Below are 18,639 nucleotides of genomic sequence, written 5' to 3'. Positions count from 1 at the left end.
GGGAGCTGTGATAGTACAAAATCTGCCAAGTTCATTATAAACAATTTATTGTTGCCATAGGATGTATTGCAGTGCTCCTGAAGTCCTGAAAACGGCAAGTTGATGCAGGTCATGCCAGACTGTTGCCTCCTGGAAATTTACCCTGCCTCTCGTCGGATACAATTTTTCCATCACGCATCGCGATATGGCGCCGTGCCCTCGCCCCCAATTCGCGATCATGCGTCACCACGATCAATGTTGTTCCCGCCTCATGTAGGCCTTCGAGCAGCACCATGACTTCCGCGCCAATACGGTGGTCGAGATTACCTGTTGGCTCATCCGCCAGCAAGGCGGTGGGTCGCAGGATGGTTGCACGCGCGATGGCGACGCGCTGACGCTGGCCGCCTGACAGCTCGGAAGGACGATGCGCCGCCCGATCCTGCAGATTGAACCCCCGCAGCGCCTCATCTACGCGCGACTTTCGCTCGGCGGGGGGAATTCCCTCCAGGATCAACGGTAGCTCGATGTTTTCCGCGGCAGTCAATCGCGGCACGAGATGAAACGACTGGAACACGAAACCGATTTTTTCCCTGCGAACGCGCGCCTTCTCGATCTCGGACAGATCGGTTACATCCTTTCCGTCGAGCTCATAGCGTCCGCCGTCCGGCTGATCGAGCAAGCCGATGACGTTGAGCAGAGTCGACTTGCCCGACCCCGAGGGACCCATGATGGAAACATACTCTCCGGTATCGATTTCAAGATCGATCCCATCGAGCGCTCGTACCCCCTGGTCTCCCATATGGAAAACACGCGAAATGTCAGTAAGGCGAATCATTCTATTCTGGCGAAGTGACTCAGTGGATCACTCCATTGATTCACTGCTCGGCAACCTTCTCCCGCACTTGTATACCGGCTTTGACTTCCTTTGCCTCTGATGACAGCAATACGCGATCGCCTTCCTCCAGGCCACCGGTGACTTCAGTAAATGCCCAGTTGGCGAGTCCTGTTTCCAGTCTGCGTTCAACCAACCTGTTTTCCTCGTTCACCAACAACACCTTGCCGCCCTGACGGATCGCCTGGGTGGGCACGCGCAGTACATTCTCATGCCGCTCGATCACCACTTCGACATCGGCGCTATATCCCACCAGCAATGGCCGTTTCGGTATTTCTTCGAAATCCACTTCGATATCCACCGTGCGCGCCTGCTTCTCTACCTCCGTGACATAGGGCGCCAGCCGCCGCACCTTGCCGGGGAAGATCTGGCCGGGCAAGGCATCGATCGTAATGCGGGCGAGTTGCCCGATCTTCAGCTTGGGCGCATCGACTTCATCCATTGGAGCGGTAACATACAGACAGCTATCATCGATCAGATCGACAGCCGGCGGCGTGGGAATCCCCGGGGGTGATGGGGTGGCATATTCACCCAGTTCCCCGGTGACAAGCGCCACGATGCCATCGAATGGAGCAGCCAGAACTGTGCGCTCCAGCCCCGCCTCCGTTACTTCGACCTGAGCCCGCGCCCGCTTCACATCGGCAGTCGTCGCATCGCAGCTTGCCTGGCGGGCGCGTGCGTCGGCGTCGGCATTCTCCCGGTTCTGTGCGCTGACGAAGCCTCTCTCGGCGAGCTGACGCGCACGCTCTGCCTCACGGCTGGCATGGGCTGCAATGATGCAGGCTTCGCGGCGCCGCTCTTCCGCAGTGATGAGCTGGCGCCGTGCGAGATCGCGCTGGGCGGTCAGATCCGTATTCCATAATTCCAGCAATACCTGTCCTTTCTTGACCCTGTCACCCTCCTTAACCTGCAACCTGACAATCTGCCCTCCTGCCGCCGGCGCAAGCTTGGCACGCCGGCACGCGGTCACTGTTCCGGCACGTGTATTCACCACGGTGGCTTCCACTGTACTCCGCTTGATGGTCGCAAGTTCAACCTCTATGGGCGCCGGACGCGTTGCAAACCATATTGCATAACCCGCTGCCGTGAAAATTACAATGATGATGGCGAAGCGGGCCAGTGTTTTTTTTGTTGGCATGGAGAATGGATAAATCGGGTGAAAGCAAGTAGCTGCTTCAAGCAGCCAAGGACACTGCCCACGCTGCTCAATGAAGAAAAAAGGAAGGATTATCGCCCATATTTGACCCGGCTACTTGGGCCACGAGCAATCTGGATGCACACTTCTTTATCGGATGTCCAGGACAGCCAGCGGGAGTTCCCTTTGCTGACTCATGCCTGCGCTCTGCACCAGCGTCTCGGAACACAACCCGCTGGCGCGAACGCCAAGCAGCCGCATTTTCTGCTCAAGAGAGACACGCCGCAGGCATTCCTGGGCTGCTTTGCGAATGGCGGCGGCGTTCGCCGTGGGGACTGAGAGTGTGATATCACGGGTTACGGTGCGAAAATCTTCATATCGTAATTTGATGCCAATGGTACGGGCAGCATAACCCTTGCGTTGGAGATCCTCGGCGACACCCGCGCATAGGCCAGTGAAAATTTCCGACAGGATGGGACGATCGCGACGCGCATGCAGATCCCGCTCGAACGTCGTCTCGCGGCTGATCGATCTGGGCTCCGCATGAGTCACGACGGGACGATCGTCAATGCCGCGGGAAGCCTCATACAGCCAGGAGCCGTTGCTGCGCCCGAACCGCGCCTGCAGGAAAGCGATGTCGGCCTGTGCCAGATCGCCGATGGTGAAAATACCTGACGCTGCCAGTTTCTGGTTTGCTTTCGGACCGATGCCATTAATTTTACGGACGGGAAGAGGCCAGATTCTGGCTGGAACATCGGCCATGTCCAGGAGAGTGAGACCATCCGGCTTTTCGAGGTCAGAACAGATTTTTGCCAGAAGCTTGTTTGGCGCTACACCGATAGAACAGGACAACCCGGTGCTTTCCCGCACAGCCCGCTTGATGCGCCGGGCAAGAGTCACGATGTCCTCGGTCGAGCCACTGAGATCGATGTAAATCTCATCGATACCACGATCCTCTATATGAGGCGCAACCAGAGCAACGGCTGTTTTGAACAGATTCGAATAACGGCGGTAAGCGCTGAAGTCGGCGGGCAGCAGGATAGCCTCCGGGGCCAATTGCGCCGCTTTCATCAAGCCCATGCCGGAAGAAACGCCGAAAGCGCGAGCCTCATAAGTGGCGGTGGTTACCACTCCCCGCCCCCCATAACCTTTCAGTTTTGCAAAACGCGGCTTACCGTTGAAAAGCTCTGGCTGCTGTTCCGCACTTCCGCCGATTACCACCGGTAACCCGCGCAATTGCGGGTATCGCTTCAACTCGACCGAGGCGTAAAAAGCATCCATATCGAGATGGGCAACGCAGCGGTGCATCAGCAGTTCCCCATCGAGGCAAATCTGGCCCTCTGCCGCTGGCACGAGCTTGGTACGTCGGCATACAGTTACAGTTCCGGCACGCGTGTTCACCGCAGTGGCTTCCACCATACCCCGCTTGAAGGCTGTAAGCTAACCCCTATGGCTATGGCGCGGGACGCGTTGCAAACCATTACATAAGCCGGCACACTCAAAATTACAATGATGATGGCGAGGCAAACCAGTGTTTTTGTTGTTGACACGAAGAATGAGATAAATCAGGAAGTATTTATGATTCTGCTGATCCCGGAATAAGATAACAAGAGCAACGATAACCAATGAGACTGATTTATAGAAGTTCCATAAGAGCAGGCGCGACAGTAATAGATTAACCCTGAGCAACTGTGTGCAAACTGCTGGGATAAGACGTAGTAATCAAGTATTATTTGGGTAGATTCGGGTAGACCCAATTTCTAAATCATTCCTGAACTGCTTCCTTGTTAGTTTACGTTAATCCAATCTACCCCCGCCACCAAAAGCCTTATCATGAATTTAGAAGGTATCCAAATTGCCGTCCTAGTTCCCTGCTATAACGAAGAAAAAACAATTGAAAAGGTAATATCGGATTTCCAAAGTAATCTACCCTCTTGCAATATCTATGTTTACGACAACAACTCTTCAGATCGAACGGCTGAGTTAGCCAGCCGTGCAGGCGCCATAGTGCGGAAGGAAAGCCGCCAAGGTAAGGGCTTCGTTGTTCGCCGGATGTTCGCAGACATAGAGGCAGATGCTTATGTCCTGATTGACGGAGACGATACGTACGACGCTTCTGCTGCCCCAGGTCTACTGAACGTACTGTTACAGAACGGCCTTGACATGATTACTGTCACCCGTAAAGATAATGACGCCCACGCTTACCGTTTTGGCCACCGGCTAGGCAATCGCATGCTGACTCGACTAGTCCAGATATTTTTTGGCGCGGGTGTTACAGATATGCTTTCGGGCTACCGAATTCTCTCACGGCGCTTTGTCAAGACGTTTCCCACTATGTCGGGGGGATTTGATATTGAGACGGAGATGAGTGTTCACGCGCTTGAGATAGGGATACCTATGGAGGAACACGCGGCGCCTTATGGAGCTCGACCGGTCGGATCCCAAAGCAAACTCAAAACCTATCGGGATGGACTGCGTATTCTTGTCCGGATATTACGCCTTGTAAGAGAAGAGCGTCCCCTGCTCACGTTTGGGGTGTTGTCCATTTTCTTTGCAGTAATTGGTCTGGCTTTGGGGATTCCGTTAGTTCTCGAGTTTGCAAGAACCGGCTTAGTTCCACGATTCCCCACCGCCATTTTGGCTACCGGTCTTATGATACTAGCATTTCTCAGCCTTACGGCTGGCCTAATACTCGATACGGTGACTCACGGGAGACGCGAGAATAAGCGTATCGCATATCTGGCATACCCTGTTGTCATTAGAGAGCTTTAAAATCAGCCTACTCCAAATCTAGCAAGCAGCCATGATATTCTCGCGCCGTCCGTTTTTTTTTGGGATTATAGGCGCTGTAGGATTTATAGTAGATGCGACAGCATTTTCCGGTCTGTTCTATGTTTTCGGATTTGGACACTACACTTCACGCAGCGCAGCCTTTCTATTGGCCGTCTCTCTCACTTGGGCGTTGAATCGAACCTACACGTTCAGGGCGACAGTGTCAACGAACAAAGTGAGGGAATATTGGAGGTATATGGGCGTCCAGACCCTAGGTGCACTGATAAATATGGTTATCTATGGTGTGTGCATTGAGAGTTCCAGGATGTTTTATGAGTTACCTGTCCTAGCGCTTATGCTTGGATCTATAACCGCAATGTTTTTTAACTATGCGGGTGCCTACCGGTTCGTCTATTACGGCAACAGGCGAGAATAAAGATAAAGCGAGTAGTAAGAAAAGCCAAACTTATTAGCATAATGAGTTGCCGCCAAAAAGTCCCCTTGGCCTGAATTCACAAAATCGTCGAGATGTGTAATTGAATGGTCCTGCTTGAGCGAATTTCTGCCAGCCTTATCGCTGGATTTGCTGTATGGACCGTTTTTGTCCATATCCTGACCTTCACCGAGTGTTCGTTCGAAACACTGGCGAAGTGGAGTTGGCTGGGTTTCTTAGGGGCGACGGTAGCCTGCGGCTTTATCGCAAAGACAGGAGCGCCAAAAAGGCCGATACCCATTAAAGAAAAGGGCGATGATATATACGATAAAAAGATGGTGCTCGGCGCGATTGCTAGCGCTCTTGGTCTTATCTTAGTTTATCGCTGGACCTCCAATTATTTAGTCTTCTGGTTTTTGACAATCACCTATTTGGCCACTGCCCGATGGCTCATGAGAAGTGGCCAAATCGGGATCTCCCAAACGTCTATTAAAGACACTCTTAATCCTGCCGTCCTGATCGCCGCTATTTTTGTAGCAGTTTATGGTACAACCCGCAGCGGGATAAACCTTGACGATCCATTCCAGGTCAATTTGATCGTCGGTCTGCTCGAGCATCCCTCCTGGCCGATACTACGGTTCGACACAATGCACCGTATCCCAGAATTACCAATAATGACTTCGGCCTATCTCTCTCTGACTTTGGAACCGCTCCAAGCAATCCTTATTGATAAGCTTGGTGCGAATGCCTCCACGCTGCGCCACCTCGTGTTTCCATCGATAGTGACTTCTATCGGGATCGTTTACCTGTACCTCTTTATTAATTCCCTGACGCCGCGCTGGGCAGTTCCAACATTATTCACGTTTATTGCAATCGTTTTAATCTTTGCAACTGATTTCAGGATGATGGGCAGTTTTTATTGGGAATATTTGGCAGCTGGAAAACAGATCTTAGTTGCAATGATTATTCCCGCCCTGCTTTGGTATACAAGCCGAGTTATGGTCACGGCTGATGCGAGGGAGGTGGTCCTGCTTGCAAGTACAGCTATCTCGGCCCCGGGACTTACGCCAAATGGTATTTTCGTTGCGCCACTTGCCGCGGGATTGTTGGCTTTGGCACACCTAACCCCTGACCGGGCAGCCATTAAGCGAATCCTGCTGGTCGCAGGATGCGTTGCTTATCCGCTAGCGATAGGTGTTCTGATACTCCTAACTACTCATGTAACACCCTCGGAGGTGCTAGATATTTCTGGAATCGAGGGTGATTTACGCACAGTTTTAGGTTGGGACTGGCGCTTTTGGGCTGCCACACCTCTCTTACTTTCTGCATGGGCAGCGCTCCCACACCTGTCATCACGGCGGCTCATTCTATCCTGGACATTAATTTTTTTCTTAACAATCGCCAATCCAGCTTTAGACACGTTCTGGGCTCGCTATCTCACAGGCAATCTCAACTGGCGCCTCTTCTGGGCATTTCCAATACTACTGTTAATCTCGGTGGCGCTACACGGTGTTATTCGAGCGCTTTCCATTCGTCGCTGGATGCAATGGGTTGCCCCCGCTTCGGTCGTTATTGGATCGATTGCAATGGGAATTTCTACACTCGCCCCCGTCCATCGGCAAGCTTTCGGCTGGCACAGTGATCGAGTACCCATGCCAGAGTATGAAATTGCCAAAGTGCTAGGAGGCAAGCTAAGACCATCTGATGGTGTGCTTGCACCTAATACGATTTCCGCATACCTCACAACTTTCACGGGGCATCCAAGACCGGTGATTACGAGACCTCTTTATCTCATTCATCTGAAAAAGCATCTTTCCTTGCCAGATCTAACCCAGCGTGCCCTGCTGTATGCAATGGTAGCCCCTGACCAAGTTGCGGGAGGCGAGTTCCAAAACTTGGTCCGGCATATCGAAGAACTAGGCGGGTCTGTGAACCTAGATCAGCGTGAGGTGATTCTAGAAAATCTCGACTCCATATTGCAGCAACGTGATATTCGAGCTGTCGCCTATCAGCGAAATAGCGAATTTGCCAGACAACTGGATCGCGTGCTGGCAGATCAGGATTTCACCAATATCCCATTATCTAATTATCAGGTGTGGATCAAGCAAGCAAACTCCTAAGTTTAACTTGCACACTACTTTCCCAAATAGTCAAATCCTGCGTAGTGTCATGAGCGGTGGCGTTGAAAGCGCGGCGCGCGTACCGAGCAGTCCCGCCAGAGTCACGCCTGCGGCTCCCGCGCCTATACCGATGAGCCAAATCCACGAATTAAAGGTATAAGTGAGATTCAACGCATATTCCGCAACGACATAACCGAGCGCGCTTGCTCCCGCCGCCGCGAAAAAGCCGGCAAGGCCTCCTAATATGGCAAATTCAGCCGCCCAGGCGCGTGCCAGCTGCCTACGCCTTGCGCCCAGCGTGCGGAATATGGCCGCCTCCTGAATGCGTTCATCCTGCGTGGAAACGATGGCGGCATAGAGTACCGCCACCCCTGCCAGAAGCGTAAACAGGAACACGAATTCGACGGCCTTGGTCACCTGTTCGATCATTCTTTGAACCTGAGTGAGGATGGCAGCCACATCCAGCACGAGCAGATTGGGAAATTCCTTGACCAGCTGATTCGTCAGTTCCACATGCGTGGATGGAAGATAAAAACTCGTCACATAGCTTGCCGGATATTGCTCCAGCACGCCGGGCGGCGTCACAACGAAAAAGTTTACCCGGAATGAATCCCAGTTCACTTTCCGCAAACTTGTGACCTTGGCGGAAAATACGCTGCCCGCTATATCATAAGTCAGTGTGTCGCCCACGTGGATTCCGATGGTCTTGGCAATATCCTCTTCGATCGAAATTTCCTCTTCTCCCCGGTCCTCAGGTTTCCACCAGCGGCCTTTGACGATCTGATTGTCGCTTTGCATCTCGCTTGCCCACGAGAGGTTGAATTCCCGCTCCACCAGCCGCTTTGCGCGAATATCGGCATAATCCTCGGAAACGATCGCCTTGCCATTGATCTCGGTAAGACGGCCCCGAACCATGGGAAAAACCTTCGGCAGCTGCATCCCGTGCTCTTTGAAAAACGCCGCCAACGGCTCCAGCTGGTCCTCCTGGATATTTACCAGAAAATGGTTGGGAGCATCGGGAGGCAGACTGGTTTGCCAGTTTCTCAGCAAATCGTCCCGGATCAGTGTCAGCGCCAATAGCGCCATCAATCCCAATCCGAGGGCTACAGCCTGCAGCACACTCGCGATGGCGCGACGACGGATGCTTGCCAGACCATAGCGCCACGCGCCCCCCGCCTGGTTACGGATGTGGGCCAGCATTCTCATCAGCAGGAATCCGAGCATGCCAAAAACCGCTATTGCCACGATGAAACCGCCAATGACGGAAGCGCCGAGCCGCATGTCGCCCGCTTTCCACAGGAACAGCAGCGCCAGCACGCCCAGTCCCAGCCCATAGCCGGCGAGTCCCTGAGGCGGCATTCCGATGTCCCGGCGCATGACGCGCAGCGCCGGGACGCTGCGCAGGCCGAGCAGTGGAGGGAGCGCAAAGCCAAGCAGCAATACTGTTCCAGTCAGCACTCCATGCACGCCCGGCCATACCGTGGGCCAGGGTAGTTCCGCTTCAACCAGTCCCGAAAGCCAATAGGTAAGAACCTGCTGGGCGACAAAGCCGAGAAGACAACCCAGGCTGCTGGCAACGAAACCCAGGGTGAGAAAATGATATAGATAGAGACGCAGCATGGCGCTCTGGCTTGCGCCGAGGCAGCGCATCACTGCACAGCCGTCCAGGTGGCGCTGAGTGAAGCGACGCACCGCCAGTGCCGCAGCGGCGGCCGCCAGCACCACGCTCGCCAGCGCAGTCAGGCTCAGGAATTTTTCCGCCCGCTCCAACGCTGATCTGATTTCGGGCCGCGCGTCACGGATGCCCTCTATTTTCTCCCCCAGCATCAGGCGTTGCTCGGCCCACTTGCGGAACTCCTCCACGTCGCTCGAATCGCCGGAGACAAGCAGGCGGTAGCCAATACGGCTGCCCTGCTGGATCAACCCGGTCGCAGCCAGATCAGCCTCATTGATCAGCACGCGCGGCCTCAGGTTGAGAAAACCGATCGAATAATCCGGTTCCTGCGTTATCAGTGCATCCACAGCAAACCGGGATGATCCCACCTCGATCCTGTCTCCCCGTTTGAGAGAAAAGCCAATCATAAGCTTCTCGTCCACCCACGCCGTGCCCGGGGATGGAATCCTGTTGGCAATATGGGTCACACGCTCAGCAGGGGGAGTTCCGTTGCTGAAATCCTCGCTGATGCGCAATTCGCCACGCAGCGGATAGCCTTCCGTCACGGCCTTGATTTCCGTCAACAGGCTTTCCTCCCCTTTCGCGGTCATGCTGGGGAACTTGATGGCAGTGGAAATCGACAGACCCCGGCGTTTTGCTTCCTCGGCGTAATGCGGCGCCAGAGGGTGATCCGAAAAAATGATCAGGTCCGCTCCCAGCAACTGATTTCCCTGGCGCGAAAGCGCCACCTGCACCCGGTCGGCAAAAAAACCGACAGTGGTCATCCCACCCACTGCAATGACCAGAGCAAATACCAGCACGCGCAACTCGCCCGCGCGCCAGTCGCGCGCAAGCATGCGAAGAGATAGCTTTAGAATGTTCATTCAATCATTAAAATCGCTGTTTGTACTTCCTGTTTTTGAAACTTGTAATGTAGGCTGATCGACAGGGCGAAACACGTCGGTGCCAGGACAATGCTTCTTGCCCCATCTGCTTATTGCTTCCAGGATGGGCTTGAGATCGTTGCCCTTCTCTGTAAGAACATATTCGTAGCGAACGGGTTTCTGTTGATATACCCGCCGGGAGACAAGGCCCGCCATCTCCAATCTCTTCAGGCGATCGGAAAGGATGTTCGAGGCGATATTTTCCGGCGATGAGATAAAATCGGCATAACGGCGTTTACCGAGCACCAGGTCGCGAATGACCAGAAGCGTCCATTTGTCGCCAAAGATATTCAATCCATTGGTAATGGGACATGAGGAGCGCTTGAATATTGTGCCATTACGCGCTTCCGCACCACCTGTCACAGCTTCCTCCTTCATCCATCCATAACTTGTAACACTTGCGGGGGTTATAACATTTGCAGGTTAACTTTAATATAGTCACTTGCAATTCGCAACATAGTAGGCTAGGCTGCTGTCCCATGCCAAGGCAAGCTGAGGAGAAGAATGCTGACTAACAAGATGGAGAACAGCCATGTTGATACTGTACCAGTTTGAGCGTACCTGGGGTAATCCGAATTTAAGTCATTTCTGTTGCAAAACAGAGACGTATTTGCGTATGGCAGGGATCGAATATGCAATCAAAACAACGCTTCCACTATTTGCGCCAAAGGGTAAATTGCCGTATATAAAAGATGGAAACATCAAATTAGCGGATTCCCGCTTCATCATCCGGCATCTCAAAGACAAGTATAAAGACCTCGACGAAGGATTGAATCCCGCAGAGACTGCACTGTCCCTGGCAATGCAGCGCCTGGTCGAAGAGCATCTTTTCTGGGCAACCATGTATACCCGCTGGCAGTATACGGATGTGAACTGGCAGGTCAATAAGAAAGCCATCTTTGACGTCTTGCCCCCAGCAATCCGGGATGTCGCGGCAGTTATCTACCGCTACAAGATTCGGCGTCAAATTTATGGGCACGGCATGGGCCGCCATAAACCCGAAGAGATTTTTGAACTCGGGATGCAGGATATAGATGCACTCTCCGCATGTCTCGGCGACAACAAATATTTTCTCGGGGATAAACCCACCACGCTGGACGCCAGCGCCTTCGGCTTCCTGATCAATACCATCGCTTGCCCCATCGAATCCCCGCTCAAGGAATATGGCTTATCGAAGGAAAATCTCAGAGACTATATCGACCGCATCAAGATGCAATATTATTCAGACTTGCAGTAGGGCAATAACTGAAAGAGAGCTGGAAGAGATCCTGGCGCTTGTGGTCCATCCGTGTTACGACCGTCAACTATCTATTGTCTATTGTTGAACCGGATCAAAGCAGAATACTAATTGTGACTTAAACAACCGCAACGTACACTGGAACATCCAGAGCATCGAACAGGAAAACGGCATGGATTTTTGGCGTAGATTGCCGCCGCGTATGCGGCTTCTGGTTGTAACAGGATTTGTGGCGCTGATAGTGGTGGTGGGAGCACAATTTCATGTGAGCTCTCAGGGAGATCGGTCTTCAACCTATCCAAAAGGCTATCGCGGCGGGACCTGCACCATTGAAACCGAGGCCCTGCTCGTGGGCTATTCTGCCTACTTCATCCCCAGTGACTACGAAATACCGAATGACCCAACCAGCGCCAAGGCAGTTCCCGTCCTCTGCGGCAAAGTGCCAAGCCCGGGCACACTCAATGTGACGCTGGATTTGCTTTATCCTGAATCTGCCCGTCATGTTCCCTTGGCGCTTCGGCTGGTCAAACTGTCGGACAAAAATGGGGAGCAGGAATTGCTGTCAATACCACCGCAGGCGTATGAATCCGGTACTCTCACTCAGGCATTCAAGTTTGATTCAGTTGGACAATACGCGCTCTATCTTGATGGTAAACGTCCCGCTGGTACCGAATTCAAGTTACAGATACCGATCAAAGTCGGGACCGACTGGAAAGACTATGTGGCCAAGTACTGGCCGCAGGCACTGGTGTTCCTTTTTATCGTGATTGTCCTCTCGAACTGGAAGAGAATATTTGGGTGATCGCCTGTTACCCGCTCATTCTCCGTACTGCGGAGAATGAGCGTTGAAGAATCATCAGCCCGCTAATAACAAAGTGAATTGAACGTTTGCACTTTTTCCTCAGCGCTTAATCCGGAAATTATTAATGCCTAAATTCCCAGAACTCGCTTCGCGTTACCTTACTTAGTACTATCCTTTCGCCGCGAGATGAAACCAAGTAAACCCAATCCAGGCAGCATCATGGCATAGGTTTCGGGTTCAGGAATAGGGAGCGGAGGTGCAGTTAAGGCTTCATTATAAATCCTTATTAGAGCAACACTTCCATCCGAGTACTCAGTCTGCGCTGCTCCCGCTACATTGTCCAAGAAAAAGTTCATCCGGTTGTTCGAGTCAATATCCATTAGTGGGTATTACTCGTGTTCTGCAACACTCCATCCAAATAATATCTAACCGTGCCATTATCGTTAGTTAGAAGAACCTCGTGATACTCATTATTGGTAAATGGGGTCGAACCATTGCTAACCGGATAAATCTGCAAGCGGTTTTCAGGACTTACATAGAATCCGGTATCAGATTGACGGTTTTGTACATCGATAATCCGTCGCCAATGGGCTGACAGTACTCCATCCACTACTACTTCCGAATCAACGAGCCCACCTGTATCTGCAGGAATGCCGGATTGCACAACAGAAGAGAGAATGAAAGAAATAGCTGAAGAAAATTCTTTTGCTCAAAACACGTTGGAGGAAGCCAAAGATATAGGAGCCAACGTCCTTGGAGCAACTCTTGGCATGCTTGCTGGAGTGGATGTTCCTATTGGTGAAGCACGCGATGCTTACAGGCATGCCAAGGGCGCAAAACAAACTTATGAAATTTTCACGCCCTGTACCCCAGAACAAGAGGCGGAGATTAAAAAGATAAAAGGACAAGCAGCGCAAGCTCTCGAGGAAGAAGACAAGAATCCCGGCAGCACACCGTCTCTTCAATCTGAAGAGAGTAAAACCGAAAAAACCGGGAAATTCATCAGAACCCTTCCTTTCTAGCATAAACTGGAAGATATGAAGAGTTGGTGCCACGCCATTCTGGAGTTCCGGGAGAAGCTGGATAACGGGGAGAATGCGTCTTCCTTATCCAGGATCCACCTCACGCACCACCTCTTCGCTTTCGATGGGATCAGCCGTTGATTGCATATAGCGGCGCCATCCCCCGAACTGACTGATATCCTTTGCATCCGCTACCGCGTAGCCCTCGCACAAGAAACCCTGCACGGATTCGCCGCCCGCAAGGGTAATGGTGCCGATTCCCAGCGGAGCAGGTATGTCTGCCACAAAGCTGCCAAATTCGCTTGCTGGTAGTTCCCACACTTCGACTTCAATCGCGAACCCTCGCTCGTTCTTATCCACTCGCACCAATCCGGGGCGAAGCGGCGGTATTCCCGGAAGCGCGTAGAATTTGTAGTCGGGGGAAGTTGTGGTACTTGCTACCAGGCGTCCGTCGCGGCTGGTCAGTTGAGGATTCAATGGCAGACCGGACAAATGGGCGCCGCAGACCGCTACGCGTATGAGGGTTGGTTGCTCCGCTTGTGGCGGGCGTTGAAAAGATACCTTTTCTGGCAAAACCTCTTTTCCCAGTGGAATATCGGTAGCCCCCAGGGGTAGTGCGTAAGCCTTTTGCAGACGTGCGGCAAGATGCAACAGCGAGACGTCCTGATGGGCTGGAGCCACCAGGGTTACGCCAAACGGCAATCCATCATTCTGAAACCCGGCGGGCACTGCCACTGCTGAATAATCTAGCAGATTCATGTAGTTGGTGTAGTAACCCAGATTCGTATTAAGGCGAATCGGATCTGCCAACATTTCCTCTATGCGATAAATGGTCCCAGCGGTAGGCGTCAACAGACAATCCACTTCAGACCAAGTACGGTCAGCCTGACGTTTAAGCGTACGCAAGCGATACAAGCCGTTGTAGGCATCTGCAGCCGAGAATCGGTGTGCGCCGGCAATGATCTCTCGTACCGGCGAAATTACCTCATCGCTATGCAGATCAAAAAAATTCTGAATGGCGGCATAACGCTCGGCTACCCATGGCCCCTCATAAAGCAGGTGCGCTGCTTCCATAAAGGGCGAAAAATCGATCTCGATGACCTCACCGCCCAATACTTGCAGTTGCGTTATCGCTTCCTCGAATAACCTGGCACTCTCCGAATTGCCAAAGAATTGCAATTGCTGGCGGCGCGGTATGCCAAAACGGAAACGCTGTCGAAGGTTTTGCGAGGCAGGATCATCGCTGTTCTCTCGCTGGCGGGAATAAATATCTTCATCATCATAGCTCGTGGCTGCTTCGAGGACTCGCTCCGCATCGGCAGCAGTAAAGGCAAAGATGGACCCGCAATCCAGTGAGCGGCAGGCGGGGACGACACCGCGTGTGGAAAGCCAACCCCTGCTGGGTTTATGCCCGATGAGATTATTGAAGGCAGCGGGTACTCTGCCGGAGCCAGCGGTATCGGTTCCCAGACTGAAACATACCCAGCCCTTCGCTACAGCCACTGCTGAACCCGAGCTTGATCCACCGGAGATGTATTCGGGATTGAAGGCGTTGCGGCAGACACCATAGGGAGAGCGGGTACCATTCAACCCCGTGGCAAACTGATCGAGATTGGTCTTGCCGATGGGAATCGCGCCAGCATCGATCAGTCTCTGCACCACCGTTGCGCTGCGTTGGGGTGTGTAGGCAAACGCCGGGCAAGCCGCGGTAGTTGGAACGCCCGCAAGATCGATATTATCCTTGATAGCGAAGGGGATGCCATATAAAGGCAGTGTAGCCACCCCTTTTTCTTCCACTTTCCGGGCATATTGCCGCAGTGATTCCAGTGGCAGCTTGTGTATCCACACATTGTCGGGATCGTCCTGGATCAGCGCATGCGCCGCCTCTACCATCCCGATAGGAGTCAGTTCCCCAATGGCATAACGTTGCAGCAGGGACGGGATATCGCCCAGGAGATCGAGCTTGTTCATATTCATTCCTCCTGAACGATAAGCAACATCTGCCCGGCGGATATATGGCTCCCCTCCTTGCAAAATAGCTGTCGTACCGTACCGCTGACCGGCGTCTCCACGGTGAATTCCATTTTCATGGACTCCACCACTACCACTGGATTTCCCATTTCGACACGCTGCCCTTCCTTGACGAGCAGTTTCCATACCGTGCCGGTTACATGCGCACTCACAACCTGGGAACCAGAGGGCAAATCCAGTTCGCTCTGCGCATCTGCTTCCTCGAGTGTAACCTCGCTCACGTACTCAGCCTTGCCTTCGGCCTTCCAGCGTTCACGCTCGGCTTCAAACGCAGCCTGCTGCTTTGCTTTGAAAGCGCTGATGGATGCCGCATTTTCTTTCAGAAAAGCGTTGTACTGTCTCAGACTGAATGTTGTCTCCTCGATCTTCAGCTTGAAGTGTCCGGTAATGAAATCCTTGCGCAGCTTGAGCAGTTCGCTTTCGCTAACCGGATAGAAACGGATCTGGTCAAAGAAACGCAGCAGCCAGGGCTTTCCTTCCTTGAAGTCGGCTGTCTGGCGGTAGCGGTTCCACATCTGCACCGTGCGGCCCACAAACTGGTAGCCTCCGGGACCTTCCATTCCGTATACGCACAAATAGGCTCCGCCTATGCCAACCGCATTCTCGGGCGTCCAGGTGCGCGCTGGATTGTACTTCGTGGTCACCAGCCGATGACGCGGATCCACGGGTGTGGCAACCGGCGCACCCAGATAGACGTCACCCAGTCCCATGACAAGATAATTCGCAGAAAATACGATGTGCTGCACTTCCTCGATGCTGTCGAGGCCGTTGATCCGGCGGATGAACTCGATATTGCTCGGGCACCAGGGCGCATCGCTGCGCACCGACTGCATGTATTTTTCTATCGCCAGCCGGGTGGCGGCATCGTCCCACGACAGTGGAAGATGGACGATGCGTGCCGGCACCTCCATATCATCGATATCGGGCAATTTCTTTTCCGCGCTGACCAGCATTTCCAGCAGCTTATCGCATGCGAGCACGCGGGAATCGAAATGCACTTGCAGCGAACGGATGCCGGGTGTCAAATCCAGAATGCCTTCCAGTTCCCCGTCATTGCACGTTTTCTGCACCCAATCCATCAAGGCGTGCGCGCGGAAGCGCAAATTGAGATCGAGCTCGAGCGGACCATACTCGACCAGCAGATTCTTGTCGCCTGCCTGGCGATATACCACCTGCACCTGGTCGCCGCTTTGCGGGATGAAGTGGAGCACAGGTGTGGATTCGGTGGTTGCGCCCTGCTCCGCCTCGGTTGAAACGTTTTGCGGAACCCGGAGGTCTTTTATCCTTGCATCCTGTTGCAGCTCCAGCCCCAGCGCCTGCTCCATCGACATCCTGTGGAAACGCACGCGATCACCCGGCTTGAGCTGTCCCATCTTCCACAATTCGGCCTGGATGATGGTAACCGGACACACGAAGCCGCCGAGGCTGGGACCATCGGGACCGAGTATCACAGGCATATCCCCGGTAAAATCCACGGTACCTACGGCATAGGCGTTGTCGTGGATATTGGAGGGATGCAGCCCTGCTTCACCGCCGTCACTGCGCGCCCAATGGGGCTTAGGACCGATCAGCCGCACGCCGGTGCGATTGGAGTTGTAATGCACTTCCCAATCAGTGGCGAAGAAGGTTTCGATATCCTCCTCAGTGAAAAAATCCGGCGCGCCGTGCGGCCCGTACAACACCCCTATTTTCCAGCTGTCCGTGTAGCGCGGTACCAATTCCCCCGGCAGCTCCTGCTCAAATCCACCATCACCTTCTTTTCTGGCTTCAAAGATATGCAGCACGTCGCCGGTGAGGAGCGTGCGGCCTGCGTGGCCACCGAAGTGACCGAGAGTGAACGTGGATTTGCTGCCCAGATAATCGGGAACCCGAATTCCTCCCTGCACCGCCAGATAAGCGCGGCACCCATGATTTACGAGTTTGCCGAACTGCAGCAACGACCCGGCCCTGACGCGATGCGCCCGCCAATAGGCAAGCGGCCCACCATCCAGGCGCACCTCCATCGGCGCACCGCATACCGCAATAACGCTGTCACAGTTGAAGCGCAGCGTCGGACCGGAAAGCGTAATCTCCAGCGCGGCCCTATTCTCGCTATTCTCGGCATTCTCGCTGTTATTGACGAGACGATTGGCCAAGCGGAACGCCAGACTATCCATCGGTCCCGATGGCGGCACGCCGATGCTCCAGTATCCTGTCCGCCCGGGATAATCCTGCACCGTAGTCTGCACGCCCGGACTGAGGACATCGATCGTATGGGCGGTATAACGAAAATTATTCAGAAAGTTCGTCGTGTGTTGCGCGCTTCGAAACGCATCGCTGCGCAGAGTCTGCCTGAGATAACCGACGTTGGTTTCCACCCCGTGCAATGCCGTCACGTCCAGGGCTTCCAGCAGCCGCGCAATGGCCTGCTCCCGGTCCGGCGCATGCACGATAATTTTTGCCAGCATGGGATCATAAAATGGCGTGACATCGACACCGCGTTCCACCCAAGTTTCCACGCGTGCCGCAGACGGAGACGGAAACTCTGCGGCGGTGAGAATACCGCAGGAAGGTTGAAAATCTTTGACTGCGTTCTCGGCGTACACGCGTACCTGGAGGGAGGCCCCCTGCGGCTGGATATCGAATGAATCCAGAGGGGGCAAGTCTCCAGCGGCTTGCCGAACCATCCATTCCACCAGGTCGATGCCGGTCACTTCCTCAGTTACCCCATGCTCGACCTGCAGCCGCGTATTCACCTCCAGGAAATAAAATTCTGCGGCGGAGGCATCGAAAATGTACTCCACCGTACCCGCGGACTGGTAATTGACTGACTTGCCCAAACGTACCGCCGCATCCAGCAACGCCTGGCGCACGCGTGGCGGCAGATCAGGGGCCGGCGTTTCTTCGATCACCTTCTGGTTACGCCGCTGCATCGAGCAGTCACGCTCACCCAGTGAGATCACCCCACCCTTGCCGTCACCGAATATCTGTACCTCGATATGGCGCGCCTTCTCGACATATTTTTCGAGAAACAGGCCGGCGTCCTTGAAATTGTTCTGCGCGAGGTATTTCACCGATTCGTAGTTTGCACTCAACTCTTCCTTGTTCCAGCACAAACGTATGCCGATACCGCCACCTCCCGCCGTGCTTTTCAGCATGACCGGGTAACCGATATGAGCTGCCTGGCGCAAGGCCTCATCCAGGTCTTCGAGCAATCCTGTGCCCGGCAGCAGCGGTACCTGGTTCTGCAGCGCCAGTTCGCGCGCCGTGTGCTTCAAGCCGAATGCCCGCATCTGGTGGGGGGTGGGGCCAATGAAGGAAATGCCATGGTCAGCGCATTGCTCGGCAAATTCAGCTTTTTCACTGAGGAAGCCATATCCTGGATGAATTGCATTTGCCCCCGCATGGCTCGCAACCTCCAGGATTTTTTCGGCGCGCAGATAGCTTTCCGCAGCGACTCCACTACCTATGCAGTAGGCTTCATCGGCTTCGATCACATGCCGCGATAGCGCATCTGCTTCGGTATAGACTGCAACGCTCTTCACTCCCATGCGCCGCAGGGTGCGGATAATTCGACAGGCAATGGCGCCGCGATTGGCTATCAGTACTTTTTCAAACATGATTTATTCTCGGTTGAGT

Annotated in this window: 14 protein-coding genes; 6 read left to right on the top strand and 8 right to left on the bottom strand. The window is 53.7% G+C overall.

The features are described 5' to 3' along the window. Positions 1 to 109: 109 nt before the first annotated feature. From BMY01_RS06250 to dinB, 3 genes are all read right to left on the bottom strand, one after another. Positions 110 to 814, bottom strand: coding sequence for an ABC transporter ATP-binding protein (locus BMY01_RS06250; protein ID WP_074745374.1), 705 nt, complete (start codon positions 812 to 814; stop codon positions 110 to 112). A gap of 40 nt (positions 815 to 854) precedes the next feature. Next, the gene (locus tag BMY01_RS06245; RefSeq protein ID WP_074745372.1) at positions 855 to 2,009 is read right to left on the bottom strand and encodes an efflux RND transporter periplasmic adaptor subunit; all 1,155 of its coding nucleotides are present in this window, start codon (positions 2,007 to 2,009) and stop codon (positions 855 to 857) included. A 147-nt stretch (positions 2,010 to 2,156) separates the two neighbouring features. After that, positions 2,157 to 3,314: a DNA polymerase IV gene (gene dinB / locus BMY01_RS06240; protein WP_074745585.1), complete on the bottom strand. Its 1,158-nt coding sequence runs from the start codon at positions 3,312 to 3,314 to the stop codon at positions 2,157 to 2,159. Between the two features lie 525 nt (positions 3,315 to 3,839). Here dinB and BMY01_RS06235 point away from each other — a divergent pair. From BMY01_RS06235 to BMY01_RS06225, 3 genes are all read left to right on the top strand, one after another. Further along, complete coding sequence (locus BMY01_RS06235; protein ID WP_074745370.1) at positions 3,840 to 4,778, top strand: glycosyltransferase family 2 protein; 939 nt, start codon at positions 3,840 to 3,842, stop codon at positions 4,776 to 4,778. Positions 4,779 to 4,809: 31 nt separating this feature from the next. After that, positions 4,810 to 5,214: a GtrA family protein gene (locus BMY01_RS18760; protein WP_074745368.1), complete on the top strand. Its 405-nt coding sequence runs from the start codon at positions 4,810 to 4,812 to the stop codon at positions 5,212 to 5,214. A gap of 104 nt (positions 5,215 to 5,318) precedes the next feature. Then, complete coding sequence (locus BMY01_RS06225) at positions 5,319 to 7,331, top strand: hypothetical protein (protein ID WP_074745366.1); 2,013 nt, start codon at positions 5,319 to 5,321, stop codon at positions 7,329 to 7,331. A gap of 30 nt (positions 7,332 to 7,361) precedes the next feature. Here the strand turns inward: BMY01_RS06225 and BMY01_RS06220 are convergent, their stop codons facing one another. Then, a complete protein-coding gene (locus tag BMY01_RS06220; protein ID WP_074745364.1) occupies positions 7,362 to 9,869 on the bottom strand; it encodes an ABC transporter permease in 2,508 nt (835 codons plus the stop codon). Next, on the bottom strand, positions 9,870 to 10,307 hold the full coding sequence (locus tag BMY01_RS06215) for a winged helix-turn-helix transcriptional regulator (protein WP_074745362.1): 438 nt from the start codon (positions 10,305 to 10,307) through the stop codon (positions 9,870 to 9,872). A gap of 154 nt (positions 10,308 to 10,461) precedes the next feature. Here BMY01_RS06215 and BMY01_RS06210 point away from each other — a divergent pair, with 154 nt between their 5' ends. After that, on the top strand, positions 10,462 to 11,166 hold the full coding sequence (locus BMY01_RS06210; protein WP_074707646.1) for a glutathione S-transferase family protein: 705 nt from the start codon (positions 10,462 to 10,464) through the stop codon (positions 11,164 to 11,166). Between the two features lie 172 nt (positions 11,167 to 11,338). Then, on the top strand, positions 11,339 to 11,968 hold the full coding sequence (locus tag BMY01_RS06205) for a hypothetical protein (protein WP_074745360.1): 630 nt from the start codon (positions 11,339 to 11,341) through the stop codon (positions 11,966 to 11,968). Positions 11,969 to 12,126: 158 nt separating this feature from the next. Here the strand turns inward: BMY01_RS06205 and BMY01_RS18600 are convergent, their stop codons facing one another. After that, the gene (locus BMY01_RS18600; protein WP_302848421.1) at positions 12,127 to 12,324 is read right to left on the bottom strand and encodes a PEP-CTERM sorting domain-containing protein; all 198 of its coding nucleotides are present in this window, start codon (positions 12,322 to 12,324) and stop codon (positions 12,127 to 12,129) included. A gap of 321 nt (positions 12,325 to 12,645) precedes the next feature. On the opposite strand from BMY01_RS18600, the gene BMY01_RS06195 reads away from it, so the two are divergent. Continuing rightward, complete coding sequence (locus BMY01_RS06195) at positions 12,646 to 12,990, top strand: hypothetical protein (protein ID WP_074745356.1); 345 nt, start codon at positions 12,646 to 12,648, stop codon at positions 12,988 to 12,990. An 84-nt stretch (positions 12,991 to 13,074) separates the two neighbouring features. Here BMY01_RS06195 and atzF read toward each other — a convergent pair whose 3' ends face one another. Together atzF and uca are read right to left on the bottom strand one after the other, a co-directional pair. After that, a complete protein-coding gene (atzF, locus tag BMY01_RS06190; protein WP_074745354.1) occupies positions 13,075 to 14,961 on the bottom strand; it encodes an allophanate hydrolase in 1,887 nt (628 codons plus the stop codon). 2 nt (positions 14,962 to 14,963) lie between these two features. Then, positions 14,964 to 18,620, bottom strand: a complete 3,657-nt coding sequence (gene uca, locus BMY01_RS06185; RefSeq protein WP_074745352.1) for an urea carboxylase — start codon at positions 18,618 to 18,620, stop codon at positions 14,964 to 14,966. Between the last annotated feature and the right edge of the window lie 19 nt (positions 18,621 to 18,639).

The organism is Nitrosospira multiformis (genome assembly GCF_900110185.1).
GTDB lineage: Bacteria > Pseudomonadota > Gammaproteobacteria > Burkholderiales > Nitrosomonadaceae > Nitrosospira > Nitrosospira multiformis_A.
This window is presented reverse-complemented; position numbering and strand designations above follow the sequence as displayed.

Coding starts and splice junctions, on each gene's coding strand:
- BMY01_RS06225 (WP_074745366.1), top strand. CDS start 5,319: ATGGTCCTGCTTGAGCGAATTTCTGCCAGCCTTATCGCTGGATTTGCT.
- atzF (WP_074745354.1), bottom strand. CDS start 14,961: ATGAACAAGCTCGATCTCCTGGGCGATATCCCGTCCCTGCTGCAACGT.
- BMY01_RS06235 (WP_074745370.1), top strand. CDS start 3,840: ATGAATTTAGAAGGTATCCAAATTGCCGTCCTAGTTCCCTGCTATAAC.
- BMY01_RS06245 (WP_074745372.1), bottom strand. CDS start 2,009: ATGCCAACAAAAAAAACACTGGCCCGCTTCGCCATCATCATTGTAATT.
- BMY01_RS18600 (WP_302848421.1), bottom strand. CDS start 12,324: ATGAACTTTTTCTTGGACAATGTAGCGGGAGCAGCGCAGACTGAGTAC.
- uca (WP_074745352.1), bottom strand. CDS start 18,620: ATGTTTGAAAAAGTACTGATAGCCAATCGCGGCGCCATTGCCTGTCGA.
- BMY01_RS06210 (WP_074707646.1), top strand. CDS start 10,462: ATGTTGATACTGTACCAGTTTGAGCGTACCTGGGGTAATCCGAATTTA.
- BMY01_RS06215 (WP_074745362.1), bottom strand. CDS start 10,307: ATGAAGGAGGAAGCTGTGACAGGTGGTGCGGAAGCGCGTAATGGCACA.
- BMY01_RS06195 (WP_074745356.1), top strand. CDS start 12,646: ATGAAAGAAATAGCTGAAGAAAATTCTTTTGCTCAAAACACGTTGGAG.
- BMY01_RS06220 (WP_074745364.1), bottom strand. CDS start 9,869: ATGAACATTCTAAAGCTATCTCTTCGCATGCTTGCGCGCGACTGGCGC.
- BMY01_RS18760 (WP_074745368.1), top strand. CDS start 4,810: ATGATATTCTCGCGCCGTCCGTTTTTTTTTGGGATTATAGGCGCTGTA.
- BMY01_RS06250 (WP_074745374.1), bottom strand. CDS start 814: ATGATTCGCCTTACTGACATTTCGCGTGTTTTCCATATGGGAGACCAG.
- dinB (WP_074745585.1), bottom strand. CDS start 3,314: ATGCACCGCTGCGTTGCCCATCTCGATATGGATGCTTTTTACGCCTCG.
- BMY01_RS06205 (WP_074745360.1), top strand. CDS start 11,339: ATGGATTTTTGGCGTAGATTGCCGCCGCGTATGCGGCTTCTGGTTGTA.